At 61.3% G+C, this 13543-nt stretch carries 11 protein-coding genes; 3 read left to right on the forward strand and 8 right to left on the reverse strand.

Features of this window, described 5'->3' with window-relative positions:
- Positions 1 to 78: 78 nt before the first annotated feature.
- Positions 79 to 2709: a PqiB family protein gene (locus tag C3F38_RS12975; RefSeq protein ID WP_103767416.1), complete on the reverse strand. Its 2631-nt coding sequence runs from the start codon at positions 2707 to 2709 to the stop codon at positions 79 to 81.
- Positions 2678 to 3925, reverse strand: coding sequence for a membrane integrity lipid transport subunit YebS (yebS, locus tag C3F38_RS12980; RefSeq protein ID WP_048233880.1), 1248 nt, complete (start codon positions 3923 to 3925; stop codon positions 2678 to 2680). The genes C3F38_RS12975 and yebS overlap by 32 nt, the downstream gene beginning before the upstream one ends.
- Positions 3926 to 4180: 255 nt before the next feature.
- Here yebS and C3F38_RS12985 point away from each other — a divergent pair, with 255 nt between their 5' ends.
- The 3 genes from C3F38_RS12985 (at position 4181) to prc (ending at position 7553) form a co-directional block, all read left to right on the forward strand.
- Positions 4181 to 4678, forward strand: coding sequence for a GAF domain-containing protein (locus C3F38_RS12985; RefSeq protein WP_038877659.1), 498 nt, complete (start codon positions 4181 to 4183; stop codon positions 4676 to 4678).
- Positions 4679 to 4774: 96 nt separating this feature from the next.
- Positions 4775 to 5485: an RNA chaperone ProQ gene (gene proQ, locus C3F38_RS12990; RefSeq protein WP_033638287.1), complete on the forward strand. Its 711-nt coding sequence runs from the start codon at positions 4775 to 4777 to the stop codon at positions 5483 to 5485.
- Positions 5486 to 5504: 19 nt separating this feature from the next.
- A complete protein-coding gene (gene prc / locus C3F38_RS12995; protein WP_038877658.1) occupies positions 5505 to 7553 on the forward strand; it encodes a carboxy terminal-processing peptidase in 2049 nt (682 codons plus the stop codon).
- Positions 7554 to 7620: 67 nt separating this feature from the next.
- On the opposite strand, the gene C3F38_RS13000 is transcribed toward prc, so the two are convergent.
- The 6 genes from C3F38_RS13000 to C3F38_RS13025 are packed head-to-tail and all read right to left on the reverse strand — an operon-like array spanning position 7621 to position 13464.
- Complete coding sequence (locus C3F38_RS13000) at positions 7621 to 8466, reverse strand: DMT family transporter (RefSeq protein ID WP_038877656.1); 846 nt, start codon at positions 8464 to 8466, stop codon at positions 7621 to 7623.
- Entirely contained in the window at positions 8463 to 9770 is a 1308-nt protein-coding gene (locus C3F38_RS13005) for an opine metallophore biosynthesis dehydrogenase (protein ID WP_055317139.1), read from the reverse strand. Before C3F38_RS13005 ends, C3F38_RS13000 begins: the two co-directional genes overlap by 4 nt.
- The gene (locus C3F38_RS13010) at positions 9763 to 10560 is read right to left on the reverse strand and encodes a cyclopropane-fatty-acyl-phospholipid synthase family protein (RefSeq protein ID WP_038877650.1); all 798 of its coding nucleotides are present in this window, start codon (positions 10558 to 10560) and stop codon (positions 9763 to 9765) included. Before C3F38_RS13010 ends, C3F38_RS13005 begins: the two co-directional genes overlap by 8 nt.
- Complete coding sequence (locus C3F38_RS13015) at positions 10548 to 11333, reverse strand: ABC transporter ATP-binding protein (RefSeq protein ID WP_038877648.1); 786 nt, start codon at positions 11331 to 11333, stop codon at positions 10548 to 10550. Before C3F38_RS13015 ends, C3F38_RS13010 begins: the two co-directional genes overlap by 13 nt.
- On the reverse strand, positions 11330 to 12370 hold the full coding sequence (locus tag C3F38_RS13020; protein WP_055317138.1) for an iron ABC transporter permease: 1041 nt from the start codon (positions 12368 to 12370) through the stop codon (positions 11330 to 11332). Before C3F38_RS13020 ends, C3F38_RS13015 begins: the two co-directional genes overlap by 4 nt.
- Positions 12371 to 12372: 2 nt before the next feature.
- The gene (locus C3F38_RS13025) at positions 12373 to 13464 is read right to left on the reverse strand and encodes an ABC transporter substrate-binding protein (RefSeq protein WP_038877643.1); all 1092 of its coding nucleotides are present in this window, start codon (positions 13462 to 13464) and stop codon (positions 12373 to 12375) included.
- Positions 13465 to 13543: the final 79 nt, after the last annotated feature.

Genomic DNA, 13543 nt, shown 5'->3' on the forward strand with positions numbered 1-13543 from the left:
AAGACAAGGGCGAGAGTTTATCACAAAGCGGAAAAAAACAGGGCCCGGCAATGCCGGGCCCTGAGGAAAATGCGAAATTTAATCGCGCGGAATGGCGGTGCCCCAGGTTTTCCAGTCCTTCGGCTCTTCCGGATTCAGCAGGAAGTGTTTGTTCGGCGTCGCTTTCGGCGCCAGCGGAATGGTCGGCGGCGTGGCGAAGGCGATACCGCCGCGGATGAACTGCTGGAAGGTCCCGCTCTTGATCACGCCGCCGGTCAGGCCGAACTGCAGGTTGTACCCCGAAGCCAGCCAGAACACGCTGTTGTTGCGCACCAGATGCTGATACTTCTTGCTGATGCGCAGCGCGACATGCACCCGGTCTGACATGGCGCCAAGGTAGAAGCCGGTGATGGTGCCGACCTCCACGCCACGGAACAGCACCGGCGTGCCGATCTGCAGCGAGCCGGTTTCGGCGGCGTCGAGCACCACGCTCAGGCCGTCGAGATAGCGCGAGTCGGTGATGCTGGCCTGCTGCAGTTCGAAGGTGCGCAGCTCGCGGCCGCGCCCCGGCTCCACGTTGATATAAGGCTGGAGCAGGGTATCGAGGTTGCTGACGCCGGCGGCGGAGATCTCCGGCGAGACGATCGAGAAGCGGCTGCCCAGACGCGCGAAGGTCTGCACGTATTCCGGATACAGCACCGCTTTGGCCAACACTTCGTTGCGCTCCGGCGCCAGCTGCAGCGACTCCACCTGGCCGACGTCGATGCCGAGGTAGCGCAGCGGCATGCCCGCCGACAGCTTGCTGGCGTCGTAGGTTTTCAACGTGATTTGGCTGCCCACCGCGCGAGCGGCGGTTTCGCTGGCGTACAGCACGCGGTTGGCGCCCTTGTTAAGCGTCACGCCCTGCAGGTTGTCGAAGCTGATGGCGCCTTTCAGCGCGCGGTTAAGCGGCGAAGCCTGCACCGTCAGCCCGCTGCCGTTGAGCTGCACCTTGGCGCCGCCTTCGGCCCAGAAGATGCTTTCACGGGTCAGCAGCTTGCGGTATTCCGGGCTGATGTAGACGTCCACCTCAAACTCGTTGGCCTTTGGCCGCACGTTGACGATTTCGCCCACCTGGAATTTGCGATACAGCACTACCGAACCGGCCTGCACGTCCGGCAGGCTGGTGGCGCTGAGGGTCAGGGTGGTGGCCGGGGCGTTGCCGACGATGCCTTCCTCGGCTTTCTCGCTGTTGGCGTACAGCGGGTATTGGCCGCCCGGTTCCCCCTTGCTGCCGGGAATAATGCGCACGCCGCCGTCTACCCACTCCTGGGCGCTGGCGCCGAGCACTTCCATGCCGTCGATGCCCAGCTTGACGTCGAGGCGGCTGTTGACCACGAATTTGCTGTCTTTGTGCAGCAGGCCGCGATATTGGGCGTCGATGGCGGCGGTGAACACCACGCCGCCGGCGGTCAGGGTGCGGCTCAGGATCTGGCCGACTTTCACGCCGTGCACCACCAACGGCTGCCCCACGTCGATGCCGTAGCTTTGCGGCGCATTCAGCGTGACGGTCAGCACACCAGGCTGTTGCAACAGCGTCTCGCTGCTGTCCAGCACGTTGAAGCGCTGCTGCGGCTCGCCTTCACCCGGTACCAGCTCCAGCGTGGTGCCGGTCAGCAGCTGGCTGAGCTTGGCGTCGTTGAGGCTGATGCGCGGGCTGCGCATCACGATGCGGGTGCCGCTGCGCATCAGATCGACCACCGAAGGATCGATGGTCAGTTCACCGACCACTTTGCTGTCCTGCTGCAACGTCAGCTTGGTCAGGGTGCCGACCTGCAGCCCCTGGTACATCAGCGGCGTGCGGTTTTCACTCAGGTTGTTGCCGCTCGGCAGATCCAGCAGGATATTGACGCCGCGCTGGCTGTGGGCCAGATCGGGATACAGGGCATAGCTCTGGTCGCCCTTGGCCTGCTGGCCATCGGCCGGAGAATCGAAGGCGATGGCGCCGTTGACCAGCGCCGCCAGGCTCTCCATCTGTACCGTCGCGCCGGACAGGCTGAAATCGCCCTTGAAGCCGGAGACGTTCCAGAAGCGGCTGTTGTTTTTCACCAGATGGGCGAAGCGGCGATCGATCAGCACGTCGATGGTCACGCCCTTATTGCCTTCGCTGATGGTGTAGTCGCACACCTTGCCGACCGGGATTTTACGGTAGTAGACCAGTGAGCCGCTGTTGAGCGAGCCCAGATCGTCGGCGTGCAGGTGGATCATCAGCTCGCCGGTGTTCAGGCGGTACTTCGGCTGGGTATCGAGCGCGGTGAAGTGGGTTTGCTCCTTGCCGCTGCCGGGCATCATGCCGATATAGTTGCCGCCGACCAGCGCATCGAGGCCGGAGACCCCGGCCAGCGAGGCCTTCGGCGTCACCAGCCAGAACTGGGTGCCTTCGCGCAGCGAGTCTCCCAGATCGCTTTTGATGCTGGCCTCCACCACGATGCTGCGCAGATCTTTGCTCAGGCTGATTTTTTGCACCGTGCCGACCTCAACGCCCTGATAGCGCACCGGCGTGCGGCCGGCGACGATGCCCGCCGCCGATTGGAAATCGATGGTGACGGTGGTGCCGCGCTCCTGGAAATTGTTATAGACCAGCCACCCGGCGATCAGCAGGGCGATGAACGGCAGTAACCAGAACGGTGAAATGCGGCGTTTGTTCTTGACCCGCGCTTCAGTCGGTGTAGTCGGCGTTTCCTGTTGCATGTGCATCCCAAATCAATCGGCTATCGAGCCATTCAACGGCAAGAATAGTCAAAATGACCGCCGAGCCAAAGTAAAACGCGGCCGGTCCCATAGTAAAAGATAACAGCTGGTCGCGGTTTACCAGCGACATCATCAAGGCGATAACGAACAGATCGAGCATCGACCAGCGGCCGATCCAGGTGACCAGGCGCAGCAGGCGAATGCGCGTCTTCAGGCTGTGCGAGGTTTTGAAGTGGATGCTCAGCAACAGCGTGATCAGCACGATCACCTTGGTAAAAGGCACCAGCACGCTGGCGATGAACACGATGGCGGCGATCGGCACGTTGCCGGAGGTGGCCAGTGAGACCACGCCGGAGAAGATGGTGTCTTCCATCCGCACGCCGTTGGCGTAAATGATGGAAATCGGCAGCAGGTTGGCCGGTATCAGCAAGATCATCGCCGCGATCAGCGCCGCCCAGGTTTTCTGCAGGCTGTAGGGCTGGCGGTGGCACATCGGCACATGGCAGCGCGGGCAGCGGCCGCGCGCGTCAGGGTAGCCGGTATAGTGGCAGGACAGGCAAATGTGCAGTGCCGCCGGTGGGCCTTCCGGCTGTTCCTGCGGGTAGTAACGCTCCCACAGCTGCTCCAGGTTGACGTGGATCAGCGTCAGGATGCTGAGCAGGGTGAGCGACAGGTAAGCGATCAGCGCGCTGCCGGGTTGGATGTCGGCGTAATCCTGCACTTTGATCGCCGCCACCGCCATGCCGATCAGATAAATGTCCAGCATCACCCACTCTTTCAGCCGCTCCAACATCAGCAGCACCGGGCGCAGGTTCATGCCGAGCGCGTGGCCGAAGCGCAGGTAGAGCAGCGACAGCGCCAGCGTCAGCGGGGCGCCGAGGGTGCAAAACGCCACCATGCTGGCGGTCAGTGGATCGCCCTGGCGGCTCATCTGCCAGATGCCCTCCAGCAGGCTGGCGTCGATGCGCGTGCCGAGCAGGCGGATGCTGATCAGCGGTTCGGTGAAGGCGAACGGCATCAGCAGCAGCATGGCGATCGCCATGGCGGTCAGGCGCGTCATCGACCAGTCGCGGCCGCTCACCACCTTGGCGTTGCAGCGCGGGCAATAGGCGGCCTGATTGCCGCTGAGCGGCGGCAGCACGAACAGCAGGTCGCACTCGCAGCAGCGCTGGTGGCGCGCTTTGGAAAGGGGGGCGGTGATCGCGTGTATTTTCATCTTTGACAAGTAGCTGCCCTTGAGCCCGCCGGAACTGTCAGCGTAGCTGAAAAATAAACCGGCCGCGTCACCGGCGATCGGGCGCCGGACGGTAAAACGAGGTAAACCGGGATTCTGAGCGGCAAACATACCCCGAGCGGCAGGGTTTTGTGAAGCAACAGATGATTAACCTTGTGGCTATACGCATTTAATGCTTATTTTATAGGGCCTAAGCTTTGGGCTTCTGGCCATCTTCACTGTTTCAATGGTTATCACATGACAAAAGAACAATTCTACGCGGAATTAAAACGTGACCTGAGCGCGTTGCTCGGTGGGGAGACCAACTTTATCGCGGCGCTGTCCAACGCCAGCGCGTTGATCAACGAGCGTCTGGATGACGTGAACTGGGCCGGTTTCTATCTGATGGATGGCGACCAGCTGGTGCTGGGGCCGTTCCAGGGCAAGATCGCCTGCGTGCGCATCCCGGTGGGCAAGGGCGTGTGCGGCACGGCGGTGGCGGAAAATCGCGTGCAGCGCGTCGGCGACGTGCATGCGTTCCCGGGCCATATCGCCTGCGATGCGGCCAGCAATGCGGAAATCGTGCTGCCGTTGGCGGTTGGCGGCCGGGTGATCGGCGTTTTGGATATCGACAGCACGGTTTATCAACGCTTCGACGAACAGGATGAAGCGGGCCTGAAAGCAGTGGTGGCGGGGCTTTGTGAGCAACTGGAACAGTGTGACAGTGCGAAATATGTGACTGTAGCGGCAAGTTGATCGACGGTTAACGTGGCAATTACCGATGGCGTCATTATAATGACGCCTGTTCATGCCTGTGGCTTGTTGGCAATACCGTTGTAATCAGGAAATTTCATGGAAAATCAACCTAAGTTGAACTCTAGTAAAGAAGTCATTGCTTTTCTTGCCGAGCGTTTTCCGCTCTGCTTTAGCGCCGAAGGCGAAGCTCGTCCGCTGAAAATCGGTATTTTTCAGGATTTGGTAGAGCGCGTGCAGGGGGAAGAGAATCTCAGCAAAACGCAATTGCGTTCTGCCCTGCGCCTGTACACCTCAAGCTGGCGTTACCTGTACGGCGTCAAAGTTGGCGCGCAGCGCGTCGACCTGGACGGCAATCCGTGCGGTGAACTGGAACAGCAGCATGTCGATCATGCTCGCCAGCAGCTTGAAGAAGCCAAAGCGCGCGTTCAGGCACAGCGTGCCGAACAAAACGCCAAAAAACGTGAAGCCGCCGGTGAATCCGCCGATGCCGCGCCACGCCGTCCGCGCCCAGCCGGTAAAAAGCCTGCTGCACGTCGCGAAGGCGGAGCCGCGCCGGAAAACCGCAAGCCGCGCCCACAAACTCGCCCACAGCCAGCTCGTCAACCTCGTGCAGCAAAAGAGGAAAACCAGCCGCGTTATGCGCCAGTCACGGATATCTCTAAACTGCAAATTGGCCAGGAAATCAAAGTCAGAGCAGGCAAGAGCGCGATGGATGCTACCGTACTCGAAATCGCTAAAGATGGCGTACGTGTGCAGCTCTCTTCCGGTCTGGCGATGATTGTGCGCGCAGAACACTTGCAGTTCTGATACGGAGGCCAACCAAGGCATGAACAAATTCGTCAGATTAACAGCGATTGCAGGGCTGCTGTGGGCGGGTGTCAGTTACGGCGCGGAAACAGCCAACATCCGCATCGGCCAACTGCCCCAACTGCAACAGGAACCCCAGCACGCTACGGTGAGTGAGCGCGTGACCTCGCGCTTCACTCGCTCTCATTACCGCCAGTTCGCCCTCGACGCGGAGTTTTCAGGCAAGATCTTCGATCGCTACCTGAACATGCTGGACTACAACCATAACGTGTTGCTGGCCTCCGACGTGGCGCAGTTCGCCGGCAAACGCAACCAGGTTGGCGAAGAGCTGAAAACCGGCAAGCTGGACACCTTCTACGCGCTGTTCAATCTGGCGCAGAAACGCCGTTTCGAGCGATACACCTATGCGTTGTCGCTGCTGGAAAAGCCGATGAACTTCACCGGCAACGGCACTATCGATCTCGACCGCAGCAAAGCGCCGTGGCCGAAAGACAAGGCCGAGCTGGATAGCCTGTGGGATGCGAAAGTCACCTATGACGAGCTGAATCTCAAGCTGACCGGCAAGACCGACAAAGAAATCCGCGACACGCTGACCAAGCGTTATCAGTTCGCCATCAAGCGCCTGACGCAAAGCAACAGCGAAGACGTCTTCCAGCTGGCGATGAATGCCTTTGCGCATGAAATCGACCCGCATACCAACTATCTGTCTCCGCGCAACACCGAGCAGTTCAACACCGAGATGAGCCTGTCGCTGGAAGGCATCGGTGCGGTCCTGCAGATGGATGACGACTACACCCTGATCAACTCAATGGTGCCGGGCGGCCCGGCGGCGAAGAGCAAGGCGATCACCGTGGGCGATCGCATCGTCGGCGTCGGCCAGGCCGGCAAACCGATGGTGGACGTGATCGGCTGGCGCCTGGACGACGTGGTGTCGTTGATCAAAGGGCCGAAAGGCAGCAAAGTGCGCCTGGAGATCCTGCCGGCCGGCAAGGGCACCAAAACCCGCGTGGTCACCTTGACCCGCGAGCGCATCCGCCTGGAAGACCGCGCGGTGAAAATGACCATCAAGACCGTCGGCAAAGAGAAGGTGGCGGTGTTCGACATCCCAGGCTTCTACGTCGGTCTGACCGATGACGTGAAAGTGCAGCTGCAGAAGATGGCCAAGCAGAACGTCAAGAGCGTGATCATCGATCTGCGCACCAACGGCGGCGGCGCGCTGACCGAAGCGGTGGCGCTGTCCGGCCTGTTCATTCCGAGCGGCCCGGTGGTGCAGGTGCGCGACAACAACGGCAAAGTGCGTGAAGACGCCGACACCGACGGCGTGACCTACTACAAAGGCCCGCTGGTGGTGCTGGTCGATCGCTTCAGCGCCTCCGCTTCCGAGATCTTTGCGGCGGCGATGCAGGATTACGGCCGCGCGCTGATCGTCGGCGAACCGACCTTCGGTAAAGGCACCGTGCAGCAGTACCGTTCGCTGAACCGCATCTACGATCAGATGCTGCGCCCTGAGTGGCCGGCGCTGGGGTCGGTGCAGTACACCATTCAGAAGTTCTACCGCGTCAACGGCGGCAGCACCCAGCGCAAAGGGGTAACCCCGGACATTCTGATGCCGACCGGCGTCGATCCGGCGGAAACCGGCGAAGCGTTTGAAGACAACGCCATGCCGTGGGACAGCATCAATGCGGCGACCTACAGCAAGACCGGCGATATGGTGCCGTTCGAGCCGGAGCTGCTGAAAGATCACCAGCAGCGCATCGCGCAGAATCCGGAGTTCCAGTACATCGCGCAGGATATCGCGCATTACAAGGCGCTGAAGGATAAACGCAACATCGTGTCCCTCAATCTGGCCGTGCGCGAGAAAGAGAACCACGATGACGATGCGACCCGTCTGAAACGCATCAACGAGCGCCTGGAACGTGCGGGCAAGAAGCCGCTGAAATCGCTCGACGATCTGCCGAAGGATTACCAGGAACCGGATCCGTACCTGGATGAAACCGTGCATATCGCGCTGGACCTGGCTCATCTGGAAAAAGAACAGCCCGCTCAGCAGCCAACGCCGGCCAAATAAGGCCGCGTCAGGCAGGATGAAAAACGCACCCTCGGGTGCGTTTTTTTATGGCCGCGTTACGTGCTGCTCAGACGGCTTTCTTGCGGTGGCGCAGCCCGAGCCGGATGCAGGAAACCACCACCAGCAGGCAGCCGATCAGCGACAGCAACAGCGGGACTTCGTGCCAGAACAGCCAGCCCCAGGCAATATTGAAAACGATGCCGATATAGCGCACCACCGAGACCACGATCAGGTTATCGGAGGAAAAGGCCTGGGTTAAGACAACCTGTCCCAACAGCGATACCAGGGCGATGGCGAGCAGGATGGCAAACTGGTAGACGTTGGGCCAGACGAAGGCGTTCCACATCAGCGGCAGCGAGATCAGCGTCGCGATAAACAGGAAATAGAACACGATCTCGTAGTTGTGGTGGCGTTTGCTGAGCTTGTTGACCGACAGATAGGCGATGGCGGCAAACACCGCGCTCATCACGCCAACCAGCGACGCCAGGGTATACGTTGAGAAATGCCACGGCCGCACCAGCAGCACGGCGCCGATGATGACCAGCGCCAGCCAAAATGCGGTATTGGCACTGATCCGTTCACGCAGCACCAGCAAGGAAAGCAGAATGGAGAAAAACGGCGACAGGTAGGCCAGCATGCTGGCGTCGGCCAGCGTGAGGTGGGCGATGCTGTAAAAATAACAGATGAGATACAGCCCACCCATAGTGCCTCGCAGTACCAGCAGCGGCCGGTCCTCGCGGCTGAAGGCGACGCCGTGGCGATACATCAGCAGCAGAACCAGCAGGCAGCCGATGCTGCTGCGAAAGAACACGATTTCCCCGGTGGGGATGTCGTCGGCGATGGTTTTGACCAGCGCATTCATGACGCTGAAAATCAGCGAGGCGAAAATGGCCAGCAGCGCACCCTGATTCATGCTTGCCCCCGCCACTGACGGTAGGTGATGGCCGCCTGTTCGTCGCAGGTATCGTCCAGCAGCGAATGATGGCAATGCTCGGCGCCGATCCGGGTGACGAAGCTCTGCAGCGCCAGCTGAAAGCGCGCCAACAGGCGCCGGGCGGTGGGCATCTCGACGCCAAGCCGCTCCGCCAGCAAGACCAGCGCGCGGAGTTTTCGCACGTCTTCCAGCGGCACGCGCGGCAGGCACCACAGACCTTGAGCATCCTGAAAGACTCGGGCGACCCTGACGGCGGAAAAATCATAGTAGCGACCCTGCGCGTCCGGTTCGGAATAGGGATCGACCAGCAGCGCGGTATAGCGCGTAAACAGCGCATAGCGTTGTTCCGCCGGCGCGAGCTGCGGGAAATGGTCAATCCAGCGGCGGCTGACCATGCGGGAGGGAACCGGGTAGCTGTCGTCGTTCAAAAAGCGCAGCAGGTTGATCTCTTCGACGCCGAGATGGTTGAGCAGCCTTTTGTAATCCTCCGACAGTTCGAGCATATCGGCGATAACCTCGGGACAGAGGGGCCCTTCGGGATAGGTTTTATACAGGTATTGCACCGGCGTCTGCGGCTGGAATATCGCCTTCAGCGTGGTATCGGCCAGCGCCAGCGGCGGATGAACATAGTTGGTGATGCTGAAGCGCTCGGCGGCCAGCAGGCTGTCGCAGCGCCGGGCGTCGATAGCGTGACGCGCCAGCACCGAGCCGATCCAGTCGAGTTCGGCGCCGTCTGTCGCCGGGCTTTGGGCTGCGAGATAGATCCGCTGTTTGAAGGCCTTGGTATAGGCGCGGTAGGGCTGCGCCGCATCCTGATATTTGGTGTCGGCGTAATAACTGGACAGACTGATGATCCCGACGTGGGATTGGCCAGCCGCCTGCAGCAGGTTTTGCACCATCAGGCCGGAGCCGATGGACGGGGAAAGCAGGATCAACGAACGCAGGTGGGGTAAGGTGGCCCACGGCACCTGCCGCAGCACCTCGTAATAGCGATCGGCGGGCACGGCGAGGATCAGCCGCTGCCAGTCGCCGCCGATCAGCGACAGATCGTCGCAATAACTGTCTACTGCCACCTGCGCATCGCGCTGGGTCTGCCGCGCCTTGCCGACGCCTTCCAGATGCAGGCTGGGCGTGTGCGCGAGATGCGCCTTCAGGCGTTGTCCTTTCTCGCTTGGGCGATTGTACAGGCCGATGCGCGTGTCGGCCGCGGCTTGGATATCCGCAGCCAATTGGATCGCCGCCGGACCGGCGCCGAGGATCAGGGTAGGAAACGCGTTATTCATGGCGATGAGACTCCAAAATCAAGAGATCGTACAGCGGGGTGGCAACCGGTTTACCGCTGACGCGCCAGGGTGAACGGGCAGCCAGATGGTGATAAGGGCAGTTGAAGATCGACTTAAGGCCGTTACCGTAGCGCAGCAGCAGTTTGCCGCGCTGAGGCAGTAAAGGCCGCAGCTGCATCAGCAAGGTCTGCTTGTCCGCCACCAGAGAGGCGATGATGATGTGATCGATGTCGCGGTCGGTCAGGCCGTTCAATTTATCGATGCAGAGGATTTGCCGTGACAGCCCCAGATGGCGCGTGAGGCGGCGGGCAAAACGCTGGGCCGCCGGGTCGCAATCGTAGCAAATGACGGTGGCGGAGAGCCTGGCGACCAGCGCCAGCGCGGTGGTGGGCAAGGCGCCGCTGCCCACCAGCAACACCCGTTCACCGGGTTTGATGTCGGCGGCGGCGATCTCCAGCTGCAGGGCGCTATCGAAATTGTTCAGGTAGGCGTTGGTCTGTGCCGGCTCCCGGCAGAGCGTGGCGACGCGATGCTTCTCGTAATCGCATAAGGCGGCATTGGCCACCGCTCGCAGCTGGGTGATTTGCGCCGTTATCGAGCGATCGTTTTCCAGCTTGCGGCGATAGGCCTGCAGCTGCGGCAGATCGTTAAAGGCCTGCAGGCGGCTGAAGCGCCGTTCCAGCAGGGAAAAATGGCGCCGATCTTGCCGGGCGGAACGGTGAAGCTGGTGGATTTCCTGTTGCAAGCCGGCGAGTTGCGCCAGCATGTCCGCCTTGGTCAGAGTGTACATGGGGTTTCTCCGTGTGCGTGTAACAGCTGTGTCGGCAGCAGAAAGGGGTAGCCTTGCGGGCTGATGCCGCTTTCGATACCGACGCCAAATACGCGGGACATCATCGGGTGCCCCATCATCTGATGGGTGTCGCCGTGGCAAATGACGCGTCCGTGCTCGAGCAAGGTGAGAGAATGGCAGTAGCGCAGCGCCAGCCCCAGATCGTGGATCACCAGCAGCGTGATGCAGCGATGACGCCGGCTGTAGTCGGCGATCTGGTTGAGCACGCGCAGCTGATGGTGGATGTCCAGCGCGCTGGTGGGCTCGTCGAGTAAAATGAGCTGCGGCTGAGAGACGAAGGCCTGCGCCAACATCACCAACTGCCGCTGCCCGCCGCTGAGGCGGTTGAAAGGGCGATCGGCAAGCGCGGAAATGCCGCATTCCGCCAGCGCCTGTTCGACCGCGTCGGCCTGTGCGGCGCTGACGCGCCACCCCAACTGGCGTACCTTGCCCAGCAGCACCATGTCAAACGCGGTCAACGCCGACTCGCCGCGATTGAGCTGCGGCACATAGGCGATGCGGCTGGTTTTCGGATCGAGCGTGCGCTCGCGATAGGCGATAGCGCCGCTGTGCGGCAGCATGCGATTGATCGCTTTGAGCAGCGTCGATTTGCCGGCGCCGTTGGGCCCGATGATGCCGCCGAGCTTTGCCTCCGGCCAGGCCAATGAAACATCGGCTAACAGCTGACGTCGATGCAGCGTGACGCCGACGCCGGTGAGGGTCAGTTGAGTCATGGGCGTTTAACCTGTCGGGTGACGAAGTAGAACAGCACCGGCACGCCGATTAAGGCGATAACGATGCCGATGGGCACTACGCCGTTCGGCAGCACCAGTTTGGCGACGATCGACGCGCACAGCAGCAGCAGGCTGCCGCAAAGGGCGGAAATGCAGATCAGATAGCGTTGATCCTCGCCCACCAGAAAACGGGCGAAATGCGGGGCGATCAGCCCGACGAACCCGATGGTGCCGACAAACGAGACCGAGGCGGCCGTCAGTAAGGTCGCCAGCAGAAAGGCCAGCTTGCGCAGCGCGCTGACGTTGATGCCCAGCCCCTGGGCCTGTTCTTCGCCGGCGGACAGTGCGGTCAGGCGCCAGGCCAGCCGCAGGCTGACGACCAGCGCGCAGAACAGGACGCCGCCGGTGATCGCCACGCCGTGCATATTGGCTTTGAGCAGGCTGCCGAACAGCCAGAAGACGATTTGCTGCATGGCTTCCTGCGAGGCCAGAAACAGCAGCAGGGATTGCAGCGACTGAAAGAAGAACAGCACCACGATGCCGCTCAGCACCAAAATTTGCGGCGTCATACCGCGGCGCTGTCCCAGCAGATAGATAGGTACGCAGGCCAACAGCGCCATTAGCGAAGCCAGCAGCGGCGTGCCCAGTGCCAGCGCGCCACCCAGGCTGAATCCGGTGATGATCGACAGCGCCGCGCCAAATCCCGCCGCGGCCGAGATCCCCAGCGTATACGGGCTGGCGAGGGGGTTGGCCAGCACGGTCTGCATCAACAGACCGGCCAGCGCCAGGCTGGCGCCGACGACCAACGCGGTGAGCGTCATCGGCAAGCGAATCGACCAGAAAACCACCTGATACAGCTCGTTGCCTGGCGCGGAGCCGGGCCAGAGCATGGGCAGGATATCCGAGAGGCTAAGGTGCGCGGCGCCGACGGTCAGATCGACGACGGCGGCCGCCAGCAGCGCGCCGAGCAGCGCCAGCGTCAATAGCCCGCGGCGCAGCCTGCGCCGTTGTAAAAACGCACGTCCTGTGTGGGCCACGGCTACTCTCCTTGCCAGCGTTGCAGGAAGACGCCGTCAGCCTCTATCGGTAAGTATTGGCGGTAGAACTGCGCCAGGTTGCGTGGGGGATCAACGTCGGCAAACGCGGCCGGATAGAGGGCTTTCGCCAGATACTGAACAAAAATAAAATCGTAAATCGTGCGCGCGCCGCCATGGTAGAGCGCATAGAGGCGCTGGTTTTTTATCGCCGGCAGCTGCGGCCAACCGGCACGCCGGGCGTACTGAGCAAGGCGTGCCTGAAGGGGGGCAGCCTGTGCGCCGTAGCCCATCGGTACAGCGTTTGGCATGTTTTCCCAGTCGCCGCCGGCGAGGAAAATGACGTCCGGCTTTTGGGTCAGTACATAGTCGGCGCGTAAAGGCGCGGGGCTAGCGACGACGCCGGCGGCGATATTGCGGGCGCCGGCCAGCTGTAACAGCGGCCCCCAGACGGAGGCGCCATAGCTGCTGCTGTATTCGCCGGGCCCCTTGTCGCCGAGTTCGATATAAGCGGTCGGTGGCGGCAGCTGCGCCTCGCGAATACGCCGCTGAGTATCTTCAAGGCTCTGCCGATACTCGCTGGCCAGCCGTTCTGCACGCTCGGGGTGGCCCATCGCCTGACCCATGGCCCGAATGCTGGCGAGTTTGACTTCCGCACCCTGGTTGAAGTCGACGACGATGTAAGGAATGTTGAGCTGTTGCAGCACCGGCAGGTAGTTGGCGAAGCCGTCGAGCTGCCATTTCGCCAGGATCAGCAGGTCTGGCCGCGTGGTCAGCAGGCGTTCGAAGTCAAAGCTCTGATTGTAGAGCGAACCGACATCGACCAGCTGAGCGAGCCGTGGTAGCGCCGCCTGATAACGCGGCCATTGGCTGGTGCGCAAGGCCCAGTCGCTTTTAGAGAAGGCGGCCACCTGTTGAAAACTGTCCGGGCCGTTTACCGCCAGAAAATCTTCGTAGTAAAAGCCGATATAGGCGCGTTGTGCGGGGGCGGCCAGGGTGACCTGGCGTCCTTCTGCGTCGGTGAGGTGGATTTCAGCTTGCGCGACGTGGCAAAAGAGCAGCCACGCAGTCAGTATACAGACGAGGCGAGGTAACATGATTGACATCCCTTTACGATCAATTGTGATGTTATAATGTAACAATTAATCGCGAGATTCAAACTTTCCTGTCAGGCGA

The organism is Serratia sp. SSNIH1, assembly GCF_002935055.1.
GTDB classification, from domain to species: Bacteria; Pseudomonadota; Gammaproteobacteria; order Enterobacterales; family Enterobacteriaceae; genus Serratia; species Serratia nevei.